This window comes from Enteractinococcus helveticum (genome assembly GCF_020742345.1).
Taxonomy (GTDB): Bacteria; Actinomycetota; Actinomycetes; order Actinomycetales; family Micrococcaceae; genus Yaniella; species Yaniella helvetica_A.
In genome coordinates this window covers 1-17,892 of record NZ_DYXC01000007.1, presented here as the reverse complement: position 1 = coordinate 17,892, position 17,892 = coordinate 1, and the positions used below count along the sequence as shown (strand labels likewise).

Genomic DNA, 17,892 nt, shown 5'->3' with positions numbered 1-17,892 from the left:
TATCTCTTCCGATCGGTCAAAAACTGGGGTTCACCTACCACAATAGCAATGTGCCATTAGACTGTTGGCATGGTTGATTCCCCGTATTCAGTATTGAAAAAAACTCCAACACGGTACCGTTCCGTCCACTTTCAACAAATTAAAGACGCCGGCGGCAAGTTTGCCATGTTGACGTGCTACGACGCGATGACGGCTCACATCTTTGATGAAGCCGGGGTGGAGACCTTGTTAATCGGTGATTCGTTGGGCAATGTCATTCAGGGTCAAAGCTCCACATTGGGCGTGACCATGGAAGATATGATCACGTTTTCTAAAGCAGTGGTTGCCGGGACTCAGCGAGCCTTTGTACTGGCCGATCTTCCGTTTGGTTCATATGAGGCTTCCGTTGAGCAAGCGGTCGAGTCAGGCATTCGGTTAGTCAAAGAGACCGGCATTTCTGCGGTAAAAATGGAGGGCGGCGTAACATACGCACCACATATTCAAGCACTCACCGCCGCCGGGGTCGCGGTTGTAGCACACACCGGTTTTACCCCGCAGTCAGAGCATGTGTTGGGTGGTTATCGTGTCCAGGGCCGCGAAGCCGATGCAACCAATCGCATGGTTGAAGAAGCTCTTGTATTGCAGGACGCCGGGGCCATGATGTTATTGATGGAAATGGTCCCTGCCGATGTTGCTGCCGCAGTGGATAAAGCTCTGACCATCCCGACTGTCGGGATTGGCGCCGGTAACGGCACCACCGGTCAGGTTCTCGTCTGGCAGGATGCTTTCGGGCTCAATCGCGGACATGTTCCATCATTTGTTAAAAAATATGCTGATGTCGGCCAAGTATTGTCAGATGCTGCTCGGCAGTACCGTCAGGACGTGTTGAAAGCTGAGTTTCCTGACGACGATCATAGCTTTTAGAGAATCCCCCACCCTTCGTCCTCGTCGTCCTCTTCGTCCCAGGCCCTATTGCGTTGAGCGTAAGTCTCGAGCGCGTGTTCGGCTTCTTTACGTGTCGCAAAGGGGCCAATCCGATCTTTGGAAAATGATTGGGGGCCGTCCTCGACTTCCCCAGTTTTGACGTTGTACCAGTAACGTTTCTCTTCGCTCATACTTCTTTCATACCAGATGCAGCCAGCGGGCAGATAGACTTGTGTTTATGACTTCTACACCACCGAACCTTGCGTCTCGTTCCTTGATTGAGCCAGGATCACCCAATTCGCATAATCACCCGGTTGATTCTCCTCCGCGCGGTGAACCAGGATCACTGGCACCGCGAGGCCGGTTGGCCCCGGGTTATGTTGCACCCCAGCTACCAGTCCCTGATCACATAGAACGTCCAGACTATGTGGGGAAAAAGGAAGCCATCGAGGGTCTCTACGGTGATGTATATGATGCCGAAGGTATCGCAAAGATCCGCGCCGCCTCACGTTTGGCAGCCGAGGCCATGAACCGGGTGGAACAACACATTCAGCCCGGAATCACCACCGCTGAGCTGGATCGTATTGGCCACGAGTTCATCATTTCCCAAGACGCCTGGCCTTCCACGCTGGGCTACAAGGAATATCCCAAATCCATGACTACCTCGCTCAATGAAGTAATCTGTCATGGGATTCCTGACGACACCATGCTAGAAGACGGCGACATCATCAATATTGACATCACCGTATATAAGGATGGCCACCACGGAGATCACAATAAGACATTCGTAGTGGGTACCGTGGACGAAGAGTCGAAACTACTTGTCGAGCGCACCGAAAAAGCGCTCGAACGCGCAATTAAAGCAGTCAAACCGGGACGCGAAATTAATGTGATCGGTCGCGTAATCGAAACCTACGCGAAGCGTTTTGGTTATGGAGTAGTCGAAGATTTTGTGGGACACGGTGTCGGCCGCGAGTTCCACTCGGGATTGATCGTGCCACATTACGACACAGCTCCGCGTCATAATGAAGTCATGGTCCCGGGGATGGTCTTTACGATCGAACCAATGTTAACCCTGGGTGATATTGCCTGGGAGATGTGGTCCGACGGCTGGACGGTTGTGACCAAGGATCGCAAACGCAGTGCCCAATTCGAACATACGATTGTTGTCACTGACGACGGCGCAGACATCTTGACGACTGTCGACTAACAGCTCACGAGCATACCGGTGGGGCCTGGCTTCCCCTTCCAGGCCCCACCGGATCCTCTTAGCGGACAAACAGTTTAGTCTGCAGTGGTTCCTCCGCTTCGGGTCGTTCCCGTAGTTCTTGAATAGCTTTTTCAAAATCAGCCAGATTATCAAAGTCTTGATACACCGAAGCAAAGCGCAAATACGCTACCTGATCTAATCGACGCAGCGGTCCCAGGATCGCCAAGCCGACTTCGTGAGCATCGATCTCAGCATGGCCGGTCGCTCTGATGGCTTCTTCAACTTCCTGGGCCAGCTTTGCTAAGTCGTCGTTAGAAACTGGTCTGCCCTGACAGGCTTTGCGAACTCCATTAATAACTTTGGCACGGTTGAACGGTTCGGCCACACCTGAGCGCTTAATAACGCTCAAGGATGTGGTTTCTATCGTGGTGAAACGTTTATCGCACGACCGGCATTCACGCCTGCGCCGGATTGCCGAACCGTCCTCTAGTGACCGCGAGTCTACTACGCGGGATTCTTCATGTCGACAAAAAGGACAGTGCATGGGGGAAGTAAACCTCTCTATGAACTAGGTCTAAGCACATACTATCCCTACATGTAGTTGTAGTTCAACCCATAGGGGTACTACATATAGTGAGCCGATGATTCTAGGGGGCGTTCTTAAGAGGTGTTACGCGCTCCTATTCGAGACAAGAAGGTCCTAACAAAACCTTTAAATCTCCGTAGAGGGCCGGGTTCGGGTTGACCTTATATTGGGGTCCGACTCGCATGATTTCCATACTGAGATTGCCCACAAGCTTGATATTCACATCCGTTGTACCAGAATGGTTTCTCAGCACATCACCAAGTTGTCGGATCAATGGTTCAGTTGCTTTGAATGACGGAATCGTCAAGTTTAGCGGACCGTCAGAACCGAGATCTGTGGTGTCAATGATGGTCATCTCTTGAGCAGAGATCACCACAGAGCCATCATCCCGACGTTGAACTCGGCCCTTGATCGAGACCACAAGGTCTTCTGCAATAACACTGGAAATTGGCTCGTACACTCTGCCAAAGAACATCACGTCAATGGATGCAGCAAGGTCTTCTACCTCTGCTCGAGCATAAGGATTACCCGAGGTTTTGGCGACTCGACGTTCTAGTGAGGTAATGAGCCCGGCTATCGTGACAAATGAGCCGTCAGCAGGACCTTCATCATCGAGAATCTGGCTGACCGTATGGTCAGCGTGCTGGTCTAAGACTTGTTCCAGGCCTTGCAGCGGGTGGTCGGACACATACAGCCCGATCATCTCTCGTTCAAAGGCAAGCTTTGTTTTCTTATCCCATTCTGGGAGGTCTGGAACAGAAATACCAAAGCCGGTATCAACACCTGTGTCTTCGGTGTCTTCCAGCAGGGAAAAGAAATCGAATTGGTTATTAGCTTCTTGACGTTTCTGCACCATGGACGCGTCAACGGCTTCCTCATGCACGGCGAGCAATGACCTGCGCGTATAGTTCAATGAGTCAAACCCACCGGCTTTAATCACCGATTCGATGGTTCGCTTATTACAGACTTCTTGCGGAACTTTTTTAAAAAAGTCTTGGAAAGTTGTGAAAGCGCCTTGCTCTTCTCGGGCCTTGACCATACCGGCCACCACGTGAGCACCGACGTTGCGCACCGCTCCCATCCCAAAACGAATATCGCTGCCGACTGGGGTGAAGTTCTGTTCAGACTCATTGACATCGGGTGGCAGCACTTTAATGTCCATCCGACGACACTCGTTAAGGTAGATGGCTAGTTTGTCTTTGTCATGAGACACCGAGGTTAACAGCGCGGCCATGTACTCAGCAGGGTAATGCGCCTTCAGATACGCCGTCCAGTAGGACACCAGTCCATAAGCGGCTGAGTGTGCTTTGTTAAACGCATAATCCGAGAACGGCAACAAGATATCCCACAACGCTGTAATGGCATCTTGTGAGTAACCGTTATCCAACATACCCTGTTGGAAGCTTGCGTACTGTTTATCCAGTTCGGCCTTTTTCTTTTTTCCCATTGCACGACGCAAAATATCGGCTTGGCCCAACGAGTAGCCTGCGACCTTCTGAGCAATCGACATGACCTGTTCCTGATAGACAATCAAGCCGTAGGTCACGCCAAGAATTTCTTCGAGTGGTTCTGCGAGCTCTGCGTGAATAGGTGTAACCTCTTGCAACCCGTTTTTACGCAACGCGTAGTTGTTGTGAGAGTTCGCGCCCATCGGTCCTGGACGATACAGTGCCAACGTCGCAGAAATATCTTCAAAGTTGTCAGGTCGCATGAGCTTCAACAGTGCTCGCATCGGACCACCATCGAGCTGAAACACACCCAGGGTATCACCACGAGCCAGCAGCTTATAAGAGGCTTCATCATCGAGCTCAAGACTTTCAAGATCTAGGGTGAAGTCCCGGTTGAGCTTGATGTTTTCTACCGCGTCAGAGATCACCGTGAGGTTGCGCAGTCCTAGGAAGTCCATTTTGATCAGACCCAACGTTTCAGCGGTTGGGTAGTCAAACTGAGTGATGACCTGCCCATCGACGAGGCGTCGCATGAGCGGAATGATGTCAATGATCGGATCCGAGGACATGATCACACCCGCAGCGTGGACACCCCACTGACGTATCAGGCCTTCGATGCCCTTTGCGGTTTCGAAGACTTCTTGAGCTTCTGGATCATTTTGCAACAGTTCCCGGAAGTCGCCTGCTTCAGAATAGCGAGGTGCCTCTGGGTTTTCGATGTCGGCCAGTGGAATGTCTTTGGCCATCACAGCTGGCGGTAGCGCCTTGGTCAGTTGGTCGCCCATGGAAAACGGTTTCCCCAATACCCGGGCGGAGTCTTTGAGGGCTTGTTTAGTCTTAATGGTTCCGTAGGTGACGATCATGGCTACGCGTTCGTCGCCATATTTTTCTGTCACGTAGTCAATAACTTCGCTACGACGACGATCGTCAAAGTCCACATCGAAGTCAGGCATCGAGACACGGTCTGGGTTCAAGAAACGTTCAAAGATCAGCCCGTGCTTCAGTGGGTCTAGTTCAGTGATGCGTAGGGCGAACGCCACCATGGATCCGGCGCCTGATCCACGACCTGGACCAACTCGGATACCTTGTTGCTTGGCCCAGTTAATGAAGTCTGCCACCACGAGGAAGTAGCCTGGGAAGCCCATATTAATGATGACTTCAAGTTCGTAATCAGCCTGCTTTTGAACTTCGGCTGGCACCCCTTGAGGGTAACGGTTACGAAGCCCTTTGTTGACTTCTTTGATGAGCCAGCTGGTTTCGTCCTCGCCCGGCGGGGTGGGGAACTTTGGCATGTAGTTGGCATCAGTATTAAAGCTGACATCACACCGTTCGGCAATTACTAACGTGTTATCCAACGCGTCTGGGAACTCTGAAAACAGTGCCCGCATTTCAGCCGCAGATTTCAAATAGTATTCACTGCCGGAAAAAGCGAACCGCGACCCGCCTTCATCGTAGGTCGGTTCGTCGAGTTTTGAGCCAGACTGCAAAGCCAGCAACGCTTCGTGGTGTTTGGCGTCATGCTGGTGGGTATAGTGCAGATCGTTCGTTGCTACCAGTGGCAACGCAAGATCTTTTGACAGTTGAATCAGATCTTTGAAGATCCGGCGTTCGATTTCTAGGTCGTGCTGCATGATTTCGACATAGAAATTTTCTTTACCAAAAATGTCGCGGAACTCTGCTGCAGCATCGATGGCTTCTTTGTATTGGCCAAGGCGTAATCGAGTTTGCACTTCCCCTGACGGACACCCGGTGGTAGCAATCAAACCTTCGGAGTACTCATTGAGCAGTTCACGATCGATACGTGGCCATTTTGCATAAACAGAATCTAGTGATGCCAGTGAACCCATCCGAAACAGATTATGCATGCCGGTGTTGTTCTTGGACAACAAGGTCATGTGCGTGTAGGCTCCACCGCCTGAGACGTCATCGCCACGCTGGTCGGGGTCTCCCCAGCGGATACGCGTTTTATCGGTTCGATGTTGTTGACCGGGCGCCAAATACGCTTCCATACCAATGATGGGTTTAATGCCGTACTGTTGGGCCCTATTCCAGAAATCATAGGCACCAAACAAATAGCCGTGATCGGTGATGGCAAGAGCATCTTGACCGATACGATTCGCCTCGGCAAATAATTCATCAAGTTTTGCGGCACCATCGAGCATCGAATATTCAGTGTGCGTATGAAGGTGAACAAAACCATCGCGTTGGGCGCTGCCCCCAGCCATCTATCGATCGACCTCCGGATAGTTGTTTGACTCGCGTGAGACAGTCTAGTCGTTTTCTACATTTAATCTCTTAGGCGGTCGAGCGCGTATTGCAGATCCATGGGGTAATCGGCGGTATAGGTCATGACCTGGCCTGTCACCGGGTGGTGAAACCCCAGCCCTACGGCATGTAGCCATTGACGGGTCAAACCAAGTTCAGCTGCAAGCCCAGCATCCGCACCATAGGTGAGATCCCCTACTAACGGATGGTTTAACGCAGAAAAGTGGACGCGGATTTGGTGAGTTCGTCCGGTTCGTAGCCGCACATCAACTAATGTCGCCGTGCCAAACGATTCCAAAGTTTCGTAGTCGGTAATCGCTTCTTTGCCGCCCTCGACGACACCGAAACGCCATTCGTGCCCAGGCATACGGTCAATTGGTGCATCGATCGTACCGTTGAGTGGATCAGGCAGCCCCTCAAGCATCGCATGATAATTTCGTGTCGGGGTGCGATCGTGAAAAGCCTGTTTTAGACGGCTATAGGCTATTTCAGTCTTGGCAACGACCATGAGTCCCGATGTCCCAACGTCTAAACGTTGAACGATGCCTTGACGTTCGGGCGGCCCGGACGTTGCCACATCGATACCTAGTGCAGCGAGACCACCAACGACGGTGGGACCTCGCCACCCTTGTGACGGATGAGCCGCTACTCCCACCGGCTTATCAATGACAACGTAATGTGCTTCGTCGTCAACGACGATTAAGTCTTGCACGAGTTCTGGCTTCACCTCAAGCGGATCGGGATCATCTGGAATACTTATGGTGAGAATATCACCGGAGTGCACTTTGGTGGATTTCACCGCGGTTGCATCATTGATCTGTACTAATCCGCGCTGAATCCATTCAGCAGCCTTGGTTCGCGAGATATCCGCTGCCTGGGCTACAGCAGAGTCTGCGCGACTTGGATCACGTATCTCCACTGTGAGATGCTGGGGTTTGGATGTGGTCATGCCACTACCCTAGTCACGATCTCCGGATGTCGGTGTGTCGTCTGACTGGTTTTGTGTTGTGGTATCAGTCTCGGGTTTGCCATCAAGCGTTCTTCCCATCATCACAAGAATCACGATCACGATGATCGACACCACAATGAAGGAATCTGCGATATTGAATATTGCAAAATTCGGGAGTGCGATAAAGTCGATCACGTGCCCTACGCCGAAACCAGGTTCGCGAAATAGCCGATCCGTGAGGTTTCCGGCAATGCCAGCGCCGAGGCAGCCCAGGGTGATCAGCCAGGGCAGGGTCCGAGCCCGGAAGAGGATGAGATACAAGACCAGAACGAGTCCGGCTGCTTGAATGATGGTAAAAATCCAGGTGTACTCGGTACCAATGGAAAACGCTGCACCCGGGTTGCGGATGAAGTGCCAGGACAAGATGGGCTCTATGACGGGAATCCGTTGTCCCTCGGTCATGTTGGCGAGCACGGCTTCTTTGGACCACAGGTCGGCGATATACGCAATTACCATCGGGATCAGGGCGATCCACCAGGCACGTTGAGAAACTGGCTCAGGGCTTTTGACCACAGGGGCTCCTAGGGCAAGAAAGAGTTATGCAAACACAATGGTCGGCTATTTTCTGCGAAATAGCCGACCATTGGTGATGGCCTCGACAACATCGGGTTGTCGGATAGGTGCCAAAAGCTAGTCTGTGACCCGAGCTTGAGAGTCGAGGTCCTGCAGCTGGTTTTCGATAAAAGCACGCAGACGCGAACGGTAATCGCGTTCGAAGCCACGAAGTTCTTCGACTTCGCGTTCCAAGGTCGTCTTGCGCTTTTCGAATTCTTCGAGGGTCTTGCGGGAGGTTTCTTGCGCTTCAGTCACCATGCGGTTTGCTTCGCGCTCGGCTTCAGAAATGATCTCGTCGCGTTTACGTTCACCTTCGGCAACGTATTCATCATGCAGACGCTGTGCCATGGCCAACACACCGGCTGCTGATTCAGCGGTAGTTTCGGGAGAGGGTTCTGCAGGGGCTGCTGGTGCAGCAGGAGCAGTTTGAACAATTTCAGGTTCTGGTTCTACGGCAGCATCTTCGACGACTGGTTCAGCCTCGGCCACTGGTAGTTCTTCAGCGGTGGATTCTTCCTCAACACCGTCCGCAGGTACAGGGGCTGGTACGGGTGCAGATTCACCGGTTTGAGCTTCAAGCTCTGCTACTTGACGGCGCAGTTCGTCGTTTTCTTGATTGAGACGGCGCAATTCCTCAACGATCTCATCGAGAAAATCATCTACTTCGTCTTGGTCGTAGCCTTCACGAAATTTCGTGACTTGGAATTTCTTATTGACTACAACTTCCGGCGTGAGAGCCATGTGGTCACCCCAATTACGTGGTCCTGTACAAAATACGAAAACATTTTGTTTTCTAATGAGTAGTTTGAGTGCATAACTCACGTCTACTTATGTCTCTATTAGTTAACATTAGCACCGTAACTCACTAAACGAGTAGTTGACGTGGCTGTTACGACTAAATCTCTATTGTATTGAGCAATATTACTTGATTCTAATCAGGCTGTGGCGCCTTGGAGTGCGATAAATCTGATGATCATCACGATAAGAAATACCACGATGAAAGATAGGTCCAAAGAGACCTGTCCGAGTCGCAGCGGAGGTATGAAACGGCGGAAGAAGCGCAGCGGAGGGTCGGTTAGCGTCATAACAAGTTCTGCAATGATCAAATTTATGCTGCGCGGCCGCCAGTCCCGTACGAAGACATTGACCAAGGAGTAGAGGATTCGTACTACAAGGATGAAGAAGTAAATGGTGGTCACCAAGTACACCAGGGTCCAAAGTAATTGCACGAGTCCTCAGTTTCTTCGTCGATGCGTTTCGTGGTCAGCTACATACATTATGCCTGGTCGAAGAAGTCTTCATCTTGGTTTGCACTGGAGTGACCGTCAACAACGTTTTCTACGTTCGTTGGTGTCAACAGAAACACCTTATTTGTGACTCGTTCAATCGCACCGTGCAGACCAAAGGCTAGTCCTGCGGAGAAGTCCACCAACCGTTTCGCTTCCGACTCTGCCATATCAGTAACGTTGATGATCACGGGCATTCCGGATCGAATCGCTTCACCGATGAGCTTGGCGTCGTTGTACGAACGCGGATGAATAGTACGCAATTTATGCACTTCAGCGCTTTCCTCTCGGGACTGGACCACACGTTTAATCGGTGTGACCGGTGCACGGTAGTCATCCTTGTCGTCAGGCACCGTACGAGGGCTGGACGGCTTGGATTCCACCGGCTTGACGGGTTCTGGTGCTGTTTGAGACGTTTCAGACATTTCTGGAACGTCAGCTAGTGCAGGACTTGTCTTGCGTTCCTGTTCTAGAAGTTCTTGTTCAAACGCTTCGTCACTATCAGCCAGACCCATTCGGATCATGGCCTTTTTGAATCCGCTAACCATGCGCACCTCAAATCCTTGATGGTTCTAGGACACTATTGACCCTAGTAGACAAACACCAAAAATCTTTGGAAATACGCACGTTAGTGCGGTGTGTCGCACGCTATTCGAAAAGAAACTCTAGGGTTTCCAGACAAAACCGGCAATTCGCCCGATGCCAGGTTCCCGGCGGTGCGAATATAACTGTTGATTGGTATAGGTACATTCGGCGACGCGATGTACCTCAATATTTGCTTCTTGCAGGATACGTTCTGCGGTTGTGGGCAAATCCAAGGACGCAGTGCCCCATGAAGATACACTGGCAATCTCGGGATATTCTCGAGACACTTCACTGCGCATAGCTTCTGGAACTTCATAACATTGACCGCAAATACCAGGGCCGATGATGGCTTGGATCTTGCCGGTACCGTCGTCATCGTATGCACGTAGGCGTTCTACGGTGTTTTGTAGGATCCCACCTAAGAGCCCGACTCGTCCTGCGTGAGCTATCGCGGTAGGCCCATAGTTGGTTGTGAACGCAATAGGCAAACAATCAGCTACCAGAATGGCGATGGGATCAGTGCCATCTGGTGAGATAATTGCGTCACCTTCACCGATTGTGTCCTGTTGTGCCCATCCACTATCACCGGCCGTGAGGACGGTGGTGGAATGAGTTTGGGACACAAAACGAGTTGTGCCTGGGGAAATACCAAGCTTGCGTTCAATCTCACGCCGGTTGTCGGTGATGTTTTGAACCGTTTCGGACTGAGCCAGTACCGTCATTGACATGTTCCCGGCAGCAGTGGAAGTAAATCCCACCTGGTGGCCGGTGTCCATGCGGCGCTGGTAGATCAGTGGCTTACTTGAGGAAATCTGGCACATCCAGGTCGTCGTTGCGGCGGCTGGAAGATTCCACAACCGTGGGCAATGGTTCGACGTTGGACTTCTCGGTGTCTTCCTGCGGGCTCGAAGCAGCGTCGTTCGTTTGGCCAACGTGATTGGATTCCGGTGTTGCGACCGGGCTGATGGCCGACACGGAGGCAACAGGTGAGGCAACCTGTGCCTGTGGTGTTTCCTGAGCGGCTGGAACCGGATCATCAAAACCTGCAGCGATCACGGTGACACGTACTTCGTCGCCAAGGTTGTCGGAGATCACGGCACCGAAAATGATATTGGCTTCTGGGTGAGCCACTTCTTGAACCATGCGGGCTGCTTCGTTGATTTCAAATAAGCCCATATCGGTACCGCCCTGAATGGAAAGCAGTACGCCATGTGCGCCGTCGATCGAGGCTTCTAACAGAGGAGAGGCGATCGCAGCTTCGGTAGCTTCGACCGCACGGTTTTCACCCTGTGCAGCGCCCAGCCCCATCAGGGCCGAACCAGCACCCTGCATTACGGACTTCACGTCAGCAAAGTCAAGGTTGATCAGGCCCGCGGTAGTAATGAGGTCGGTAATACCTTGGACACCGGATAATAAGACTTTATCGGCTTCTTCAAAGGCTTCCATTATGGAAATCGAGCGATCGGAAATTGACAGCAGGCGGTCGTTTGGAATCACGATCAGCGTGTCAACTTCGTCGCGCAGTGCTTCGATGCCGGATTCAGCGTTCGTTGCACGACGGCGCCCCTCGAAGGTGAAAGGTCGTGTCACAACACCAATGGTGAGGGCACCGAGTGAACGAGCTACACGTGCAACAACCGGTGCAGCACCGGTGCCAGTACCGCCACCTTCACCAGCGGTGACAAATACCATGTCTGCGCCTTTGAGCGCGGCTTCGATTTCTTCAACGTGGTCCTCAGCAGCTTGCCGGCCAACTTCTGGATCGGCTCCAGCACCTAGTCCACGCGTGAGCTCGCGCCCAACGTCGAGTTTCACTTCGGCAGAGGACATCAGCAGTGCCTGTGCATCGGTGTTAATGGCGATGAATTCAACGCCGCGCAATCCGACATCGATCATTCGGTTGACAGCGTTCACGCCGCCGCCGCCGACACCAACAACTTTGATGACGGCCAGGTAGTTCTGGGGTGAAGTCACGATATGATCCCTATTCTGCGTTCGTGGTGGGACGAAGTTCCTGCTGCGTCCAAGTTTCCTTCATTAGCACACGATATGCTGCAGGTCGCACCGGGGCAATGACCATCGTCCGTGTGTCGGCACGATAGTGCTAAATACACTCAAAAAGCTATCGAGTGACCGGAAAGTCCGGGGCAGAAACATCATACTCGGAGATTTGCTCCGCTGCTGTTTCATCAAGGCCTAGCAGCGCTTTTAGGACTTGAGCTTTTTTCTCAGGTTGTTCACTATTTCCCCACATGACCATTTTGCCCGAACTTAATTCAAGCTCAATGGAATCGATTGACGACCCTGATGCAGCTCGGACTTGGTCGCGTAGGTCTTCGGGTAATGAGCCCAAAACAGTGGTAATGGTGTCGAAGACTTCTTGGTCGGTCACGTCCGATGCCGAAGCCACGACCGGTAGGTCAAACTCTTGGGCCCTTTTTGCTGGAATCTGTGCAAGCTCTGTGCCGTCGTCAGAAAATACGACGTATTGTTTGCCACTTGGACTCATGGCAATAGGCTTGCGCTCATGGACAATGACTATCAGACCGTGGGGCGGTTCGGCACGCAATGTTACGTGATCAACCGCTGGATTTTCGGCAAAGAGTTCCGTGACCTTGCGATCCGTAACTTGTGGCAGGGGTGTGCCGGCTAAGCCCGCTGTGCGTTCTTCGGCTTCAGATTCAGCAACGAGGTCTAATCCTTCATGAGAGATGTCTTCAATAGCAAGAATTGGGCTGAAATATAAAATCGCCCATCCGGCCGTCAGAATCGTCACGATGACCGCTGCCCATATCCACAACGCTTTGCGTCGCTTTGCCTTGCGGTGCTGAGGGCTGGGCGGCAATTCCAGCACGATGTCATCATCGGAGGCTGTCTTTGCGGCTTTGACAGCGGCCCTGGGTTCCTTACTGGATTGTTTGGTTTTGGACCGGGCTGGATTTTTCTGCCGCTTCTTTTTGGCTGCTGGTGCCTCGACGTCGTCGGGAATCGGTTCAAGATTGGTTTCGGTCACGGTCTTCCGGTCCGTATCCAACGGCCGCTGCACAGAAATAGATTTGACCGGTTTCTTATCGCTGAGTCCCGGGTATTTATTGGTGACTTTGTCTGGTCCTTGATTCGATGAGTTTTTGGACATTGTGCCTAGGGGTTACGTTGTTGTAGTCCGTACAGAATATCGTCAATCAGTTGATTGACGTCTCCGGCCCCGAGGGTCAAGATGATATCGCCCGGGGTTGCGGCCTGTACGACGGAGGCTACCGCGTGTTGTCGTGACGCCACCCGGGTGGCGTGTGGATAGCGGGCTTTGAGGTCATCGGATAGCTGAGAGGTAATCAATTCAGCCGTGACACCATCAAGGGGTGTTTCGCGAGCCTGATAAATGTCTAAGACCCGGCATGTTGAAGCATTCGACAGCGCTTTGGCAAATTCTGTTGCAAAATTTTGAGTTCGCGAGTAGAGGTGCGGTTGAAAAATTACGTGGACCTTATTGCTTGCGGCCATGGCATTGGCCGCAGTAATCGCGGCTGTGACCTCGGTGGGGTGATGCGCGTAGTCATCATAGACGCGAATCTCGTTGATGGTCCCATGGTGTTCAAAGCGTCGGGCGGAACCCGTGAAGCTTGATAACCCCTCGACTGCAGCGTCAGCGGGTATACCGGCTACCTTTGCTGCCAGCAGCACGCCTGCTGCGTTTAGGGCATTGTGCCGTCCCGGTGTAGCCAACTGCACGATTTGGTAGCTGCCATCGGCAAACCGATACGTCACCTGCTGTCCGGTACCGGAAGCATCCGGCTGGATATCTGTGATGGCCAAATCCAGGTGTTGTTCGTGGGTGTTTATAGTTTCGGCCGGGTTCAGGCTAGTCAACAGGCCATAGGTGTACACCTTGGCCCGGGGGTTCCGCAAGGTGGTGGCATCCCGGTAGCGTTGTCCCAGGGCTTCGGCGCCGGGATCATCGGCGCAGATAATGAGCGCACCGTCGGGATGTATGAGGTTGGCGAAATCCGTGAAGACTTGGTGGACGGCCGCTTCGGTGCCGTAGTAGTCCAGGTGGTCAGCTTCAATATTGGTCACGATCGAAATGTCTGGACGATAATTGAGCAGCGAGCCGTCGGATTCATCGGCTTCAGCGATAAACCACTCCCCTGCGCCATGATCGGCGTTTGTGCCTAGGGTGGCAATTGAGGCTCCAACCGCGTAAGACGGTTCGTATCCTGCTGCCGCAAACATGACTGCAGCCATGGATGAGGTGGTGGTCTTGCCGTGGGTGCCAGCAATCGTCAGAACCTTTTTGCCCTGCATGGCAGCGGCAAGTCCCTGGGAACGGTGATAGACCGGAATCCCTGCGGCTTCTGCGGCTTGGCGTTCTGGATTCTCGGGCCCGGCTACGGTTGAGGCGATAATGAGGTCTATCGGTTGGCCGGTGTCAGTTTGCGCCTGAGTGATATTCTCTGCCGAGTACCCCACGTACACGGTGGCGCCCAGGTCTCGCAGCTGCTGCATAACTGGAAGATCTTTGGCGTCCGTGCCGGTGACAGTGATTCCCCGGGCTGCAAAGATCCGGGCGATTCCAGAGACGCCGACTCCCCCGATACCTAAAAAGTGCGCGTGCTGAATCTGGGCCAGTGCAGGGATAGCGGGTGTGGTCATCGGGCGACTTTCGTTTCGGTAATGATGCGAACCATGGTTTCTGCAGCGTCAGTGATCCCAAAGTTCTTTGCGGTCTGGGCCATGTACTCTAAACGGGCCTGGTCTTGGAGTAGATCCGGTAAGCGAGTGGCGACCCACTGTGACGTGAAATATTCGTCGGCGACGACGACGGCGGCCCCGGATTCGCGCAGGCCAGCGGCATTGAGATCTTGTTCGCCGTTGCCAATAGGCAGGGGAACCAACACTGAGGGTAGTCCGATTGCGGCAATTTCATGGACGGTCCCGCCACCTGCCCGTGCGACAATGAGATCAGCGGCTTGGTAGACCCGAGACAGCCCATCGATATATTCCACTTGGACATAGCCGGGTTTGTCGATCCGGTTGCCGTCGTCGTCAGTGACGGCCTTATCGCGTCCGGTTAGATGCAGGATTTGAGCACCCGTTGCTAACAGTTCATCCAGTGCGCCTGCGATGGCGGTGTTAATATTTTGTGCTCCAGAGGAACCGCCGGTCACCACCAGGGTCGTTTTGTCTGGCTCTAGTCCCAGTGAGCGGCGAGCTTCATCTCGCATGGTTGGGCCCATAGGCAGTTGCGCGACTTCACTGCGCAGCGGCATTCCCACATGGATCGCACCTGGCAGATCGGTGCCTTCAAACGCACAGGCCACAACCGTGGCGAATCGTGCGGCGAGTTTATTAGCTAGCCCGGGGCGGGCATTGCCTTCATGGACGATGACGGGTATTTTTTCGGCACGTGCTGCTAGATATACGGGCGTTGCGGCGTATCCCCCGACACCGACGACCACTTGGGTTTGGTGTTCACGCAACAGCTTGCGGGCTTGTCGGGTTGCGGCACGCAGCCGAAACGGCAGGGAGAACAGGTCGAGCGAAACGCTGCGTGGCATCGGGACTTTTTCAATGGTGGCAAATTCATATCCCGCATCGGGAATGAGGGTCGCTTCCATACCTTCGGCGGTGCCGATCATCAAAATGTTCACGTCGATGTCGGTGTCTTGATAGCTCTTGGCAAGGGCATCAGCCATGGCCAACATTGGTGACACGTGGCCTGCTGTGCCCCCGCCGCAAAAGGCTACGTTCATGGTCGTATTCATTGTCTCGATTGTACGCTTTCTTTGACCTTGGAATCGGTGGTCGCAGACTGGGTGTTTTGCTGCCGTTCGTGAGCTTGGTTTCGGGCAAACGATAACACTACTCCCACTGCAAGGATGGCCATGAGCAGCGCCGACCCGCCGGCGGAGATAAACGGTAAGGGCACGCCGATGACCGGCAGCAATCCGGTCACCATGGCAATGTTCATGAAGGCTTGGCCAAGTAACCAGGTCATGATGGCGCCGGTAGCGATGCGCACGAAGTGGTCGGTTGTGTTGTAGGCGACCCGGAACATGCCAAGCCCCAGGGTGATGAATAGCCCAATCACTAACAGTGCACCCAGTAGCCCAAGTTCTTCGCCGAGCACGGTGAAGATGAAGTCGTTGCCGGCTTCGGGTATATAGGACCATTTTTGGCGTGATTGCCCGAGGCCGAGCCCAAACCAGCCGCCCGAGGCTAACGCGAAGATGCCTTGTTCATACTGATAACAAGGGTCCGAAGCGTGGTTGCATTGGCCTAGCCATGCTTGAATCCGCAACATGCGGTTCGATGAGAGCGCAGTTGCAATCGCTACACAGACCAGCCCGATAACTGAGGTACCCAACAGGTAGCTTCCGCGCATACCACCTAGATACAACACGACGGCAATAATCATCGCCAGGATCAGCACGGTACCCAGGTCGCGGCCCAATGCGACAAAGAATACCAGGAGCGCACCAAACGGTAGGACCACGGGTACCAACAACTTTTTGCCATAACCGGTGTATTTGAACTTTTGGCTCAGGGCATATGCGGACCACACGCAGAAGGCCAGTTTGGCTGCTTCGGAGGGCTGGAATGAGAATCCGGCGACCCGGATCCAGTTGCGGTTGCCGTTAACTTCCCATCCCAGCGGGGTAAATACTAGGGCCAACAGAATAATGGATGCGACTAACAGGGCAACAGCAAGTCTATGGTAGGTCGTACGACGCCACTTGCCCATCCAGAACAACAGGATAATCCCAATGACGGCGTAGAGGCCCTGGGAACGAAGGGAGGCAAAAGAGCCTGCACCGCCGATATATTCGACTGAGGACGCCGATAGCACCATGACCACACCGATGAACGTTAGGGCCAGGGTGGGGCCCAGAATCATCCAGTATGCGGATTTCGTGGAGTGTTTACCGGTTAGCCAATCCCAGATACGAACTGCCCGAGGTGCTGGACCTTTCGTCATGTCGTGCTCCTGGTGCTTGTGGTGTCAGTGTCCTGGATAGTTCATGTCGGATAAAAATTGTGCGATGGCTTCGGTAAATTGTTCTCCGCGCACAGTATAGTTTTCAAATTGATCCATTGAAGCCGCCGCCGGCGAGAGCAAGACCGTGTCGTGTGGTTGGGCCAAGTGGTGTGCCAAGCGTACGACGTGGTGCATGACCGCGGCGCCATCCGCAAAATCCACTGTAGTGTCTTTGAGATAGTCGGTGTGTATCGGCACCTCAGGCGCGTGTCGCTGTAATGCATCGATGATGGGTTGTTGATCGGTGCCAATCAAGATGACCGCTTTGAGATGTGACTTGTGGGTTTGTACCAGCTGGTCGTAGGAGGCACCTTTCGAAAGGCCCCCAGCAATCCAAATGATCGGGTCGTAAGCCGCTAGCGCTGCATCGGTGGCGTGCGGGTTGGTGCCTTTTGAGTCGTTGACCCAAAGGACATCATGGAAATGTGCTACGGCTTGGATGCGGTGCGGTTCGGGTTCGTAATTGCGCAGCCCGGCCTGGACCGCGGCTGGTTCCACTCCCACGGCCCGTACGAGCGCAGCGGCGGCCAACGCGTTGAAAACCATATGTTTGGGCGCTGGTGTGCTGATGTCAGCAAAATGTGCCAGTTCGAGAGCTTGAGTTGCACGGTTTTCTAGGTATGCCCGATCCACGAGGAGATCATCAACGACCCCGAGCATAGATCGTTGTGGAGTATCGGTGGTGATCCCGATGGCCCGGCAGCCTTCAATCACATCAGCTTCTTCTACCATCCGCATGGTGGCGGGCTCTTCATCGTTATAGATTGCCGCGATGTGGGTGTTTTCATAGATCTTGGCTTTGGCTGCCGCATAGTTGTCGAATCCATCGTGCCAGTCCAGATGATCCTCGGCAAGATTCAGTACCACGGAGGCTTCGGGTTCAATGTGGTGTAACCAGTGCAGTTGGAAGGACGAGAGTTCTACGATCAAAAGGTCAAAGCCGTCTGGGTAGCGAATCGCATCCAAAATAGGTGTTCCAACATTACCAACCGCTACAGCATCCAGGCCT

Annotated in this window: 17 protein-coding genes; 2 read left to right on the top strand and 15 right to left on the bottom strand. The window is 53.2% G+C overall.

Annotated elements, in window-relative coordinates; all coding sequences use genetic code 11:
• Positions 1 to 69: 69 nt before the first annotated feature.
• Positions 70 to 903, top strand: coding sequence for a 3-methyl-2-oxobutanoate hydroxymethyltransferase (gene panB, locus K8V32_RS00495; protein ID WP_303901260.1), 834 nt, complete (start codon positions 70 to 72; stop codon positions 901 to 903).
• Here the strand turns inward: panB and K8V32_RS00490 are convergent.
• The gene (locus tag K8V32_RS00490) at positions 900 to 1,094 is read right to left on the bottom strand and encodes an SPOR domain-containing protein (RefSeq protein ID WP_303901258.1); all 195 of its coding nucleotides are present in this window, start codon (positions 1,092 to 1,094) and stop codon (positions 900 to 902) included. The two genes, panB and K8V32_RS00490, sit on opposite strands and share 4 nt — an antisense overlap.
• A gap of 47 nt (positions 1,095 to 1,141) precedes the next feature.
• Between K8V32_RS00490 and map the strand changes: the two genes are divergently transcribed.
• The gene (gene map, locus K8V32_RS00485) at positions 1,142 to 2,113 is read left to right on the top strand and encodes a type I methionyl aminopeptidase (protein WP_303901256.1); all 972 of its coding nucleotides are present in this window, start codon (positions 1,142 to 1,144) and stop codon (positions 2,111 to 2,113) included.
• Positions 2,114 to 2,171: 58 nt separating this feature from the next.
• On the opposite strand, the gene nrdR is transcribed toward map, so the two are convergent.
• The 14 genes from nrdR to murD form a co-directional block, all read right to left on the bottom strand.
• A complete protein-coding gene (nrdR, locus tag K8V32_RS00480) occupies positions 2,172 to 2,657 on the bottom strand; it encodes a transcriptional regulator NrdR (protein WP_303901254.1) in 486 nt (161 codons plus the stop codon).
• A gap of 136 nt (positions 2,658 to 2,793) precedes the next feature.
• Positions 2,794 to 6,372, bottom strand: a complete 3,579-nt coding sequence (dnaE, locus tag K8V32_RS00475; RefSeq protein WP_303901252.1) for a DNA polymerase III subunit alpha — start codon at positions 6,370 to 6,372, stop codon at positions 2,794 to 2,796.
• Between the two features lie 62 nt (positions 6,373 to 6,434).
• Entirely contained in the window at positions 6,435 to 7,361 is a 927-nt protein-coding gene (locus K8V32_RS00470) for an RluA family pseudouridine synthase (protein ID WP_303901250.1), read from the bottom strand.
• Between the two features lie 9 nt (positions 7,362 to 7,370).
• Entirely contained in the window at positions 7,371 to 7,934 is a 564-nt protein-coding gene (gene lspA / locus K8V32_RS00465) for a signal peptidase II (protein WP_303901248.1), read from the bottom strand.
• Positions 7,935 to 8,051: 117 nt separating this feature from the next.
• On the bottom strand, positions 8,052 to 8,717 hold the full coding sequence (locus tag K8V32_RS00460; protein ID WP_303901247.1) for a DivIVA domain-containing protein: 666 nt from the start codon (positions 8,715 to 8,717) through the stop codon (positions 8,052 to 8,054).
• A gap of 194 nt (positions 8,718 to 8,911) precedes the next feature.
• Positions 8,912 to 9,205, bottom strand: coding sequence for a YggT family protein (locus K8V32_RS00455; RefSeq protein WP_303901245.1), 294 nt, complete (start codon positions 9,203 to 9,205; stop codon positions 8,912 to 8,914).
• A 47-nt stretch (positions 9,206 to 9,252) separates the two neighbouring features.
• Entirely contained in the window at positions 9,253 to 9,810 is a 558-nt protein-coding gene (locus K8V32_RS00450) for a cell division protein SepF (protein WP_303901243.1), read from the bottom strand.
• A gap of 117 nt (positions 9,811 to 9,927) precedes the next feature.
• Complete coding sequence (locus K8V32_RS00445) at positions 9,928 to 10,623, bottom strand: purine nucleoside phosphorylase YfiH/LACC1 family protein (RefSeq protein WP_303901241.1); 696 nt, start codon at positions 10,621 to 10,623, stop codon at positions 9,928 to 9,930.
• A gap of 22 nt (positions 10,624 to 10,645) precedes the next feature.
• Entirely contained in the window at positions 10,646 to 11,821 is a 1,176-nt protein-coding gene (gene ftsZ / locus K8V32_RS00440) for a cell division protein FtsZ (protein ID WP_303901239.1), read from the bottom strand.
• Between the two features lie 148 nt (positions 11,822 to 11,969).
• The gene (locus tag K8V32_RS00435; protein WP_303901237.1) at positions 11,970 to 12,983 is read right to left on the bottom strand and encodes a cell division protein FtsQ/DivIB; all 1,014 of its coding nucleotides are present in this window, start codon (positions 12,981 to 12,983) and stop codon (positions 11,970 to 11,972) included.
• A 5-nt stretch (positions 12,984 to 12,988) separates the two neighbouring features.
• The gene (murC, locus tag K8V32_RS00430) at positions 12,989 to 14,497 is read right to left on the bottom strand and encodes a UDP-N-acetylmuramate--L-alanine ligase (protein WP_303901235.1); all 1,509 of its coding nucleotides are present in this window, start codon (positions 14,495 to 14,497) and stop codon (positions 12,989 to 12,991) included.
• A complete protein-coding gene (gene murG, locus K8V32_RS00425; protein ID WP_303901233.1) occupies positions 14,494 to 15,609 on the bottom strand; it encodes an undecaprenyldiphospho-muramoylpentapeptide beta-N-acetylglucosaminyltransferase in 1,116 nt (371 codons plus the stop codon). The genes murC and murG overlap by 4 nt, the downstream gene beginning before the upstream one ends.
• The gene (gene ftsW, locus K8V32_RS00420; RefSeq protein WP_303901231.1) at positions 15,606 to 16,823 is read right to left on the bottom strand and encodes a putative lipid II flippase FtsW; all 1,218 of its coding nucleotides are present in this window, start codon (positions 16,821 to 16,823) and stop codon (positions 15,606 to 15,608) included. Before ftsW ends, murG begins: the two co-directional genes overlap by 4 nt.
• 24 nt (positions 16,824 to 16,847) lie before the next feature.
• Positions 16,848 to 17,892 (bottom strand): UDP-N-acetylmuramoyl-L-alanine--D-glutamate ligase (gene murD / locus K8V32_RS00415; RefSeq protein WP_303901229.1); only part of this gene is annotated, 1,045 nt, incomplete at its 5' end.

Bases quoted from the DNA above. Each gene is read 5' to 3' on its own strand.
- ftsW (WP_303901231.1), bottom strand. From the start codon at position 16,823: ATGACGAAAGGTCCAGCACCTCGGGCAGTTCGTATCTGGGATTGGCTA.
- dnaE (WP_303901252.1), bottom strand. From the start codon at position 6,372: ATGGCTGGGGGCAGCGCCCAACGCGATGGTTTTGTTCACCTTCATACG.
- murG (WP_303901233.1), bottom strand. From the start codon at position 15,609: ATGAATACGACCATGAACGTAGCCTTTTGCGGCGGGGGCACAGCAGGC.
- K8V32_RS00435 (WP_303901237.1), bottom strand. From the start codon at position 12,983: ATGTCCAAAAACTCATCGAATCAAGGACCAGACAAAGTCACCAATAAA.
- murC (WP_303901235.1), bottom strand. From the start codon at position 14,497: ATGACCACACCCGCTATCCCTGCACTGGCCCAGATTCAGCACGCGCAC.
- K8V32_RS00445 (WP_303901241.1), bottom strand. From the start codon at position 10,623: ATGGACACCGGCCACCAGGTGGGATTTACTTCCACTGCTGCCGGGAAC.
- panB (WP_303901260.1), top strand. From the start codon at position 70: ATGGTTGATTCCCCGTATTCAGTATTGAAAAAAACTCCAACACGGTAC.
- K8V32_RS00460 (WP_303901247.1), bottom strand. From the start codon at position 8,717: ATGGCTCTCACGCCGGAAGTTGTAGTCAATAAGAAATTCCAAGTCACG.
- K8V32_RS00490 (WP_303901258.1), bottom strand. From the start codon at position 1,094: ATGAGCGAAGAGAAACGTTACTGGTACAACGTCAAAACTGGGGAAGTC.
- K8V32_RS00450 (WP_303901243.1), bottom strand. From the start codon at position 9,810: ATGGTTAGCGGATTCAAAAAGGCCATGATCCGAATGGGTCTGGCTGAT.
- K8V32_RS00470 (WP_303901250.1), bottom strand. From the start codon at position 7,361: ATGACCACATCCAAACCCCAGCATCTCACAGTGGAGATACGTGATCCA.
- map (WP_303901256.1), top strand. From the start codon at position 1,142: ATGACTTCTACACCACCGAACCTTGCGTCTCGTTCCTTGATTGAGCCA.
- nrdR (WP_303901254.1), bottom strand. From the start codon at position 2,657: ATGCACTGTCCTTTTTGTCGACATGAAGAATCCCGCGTAGTAGACTCG.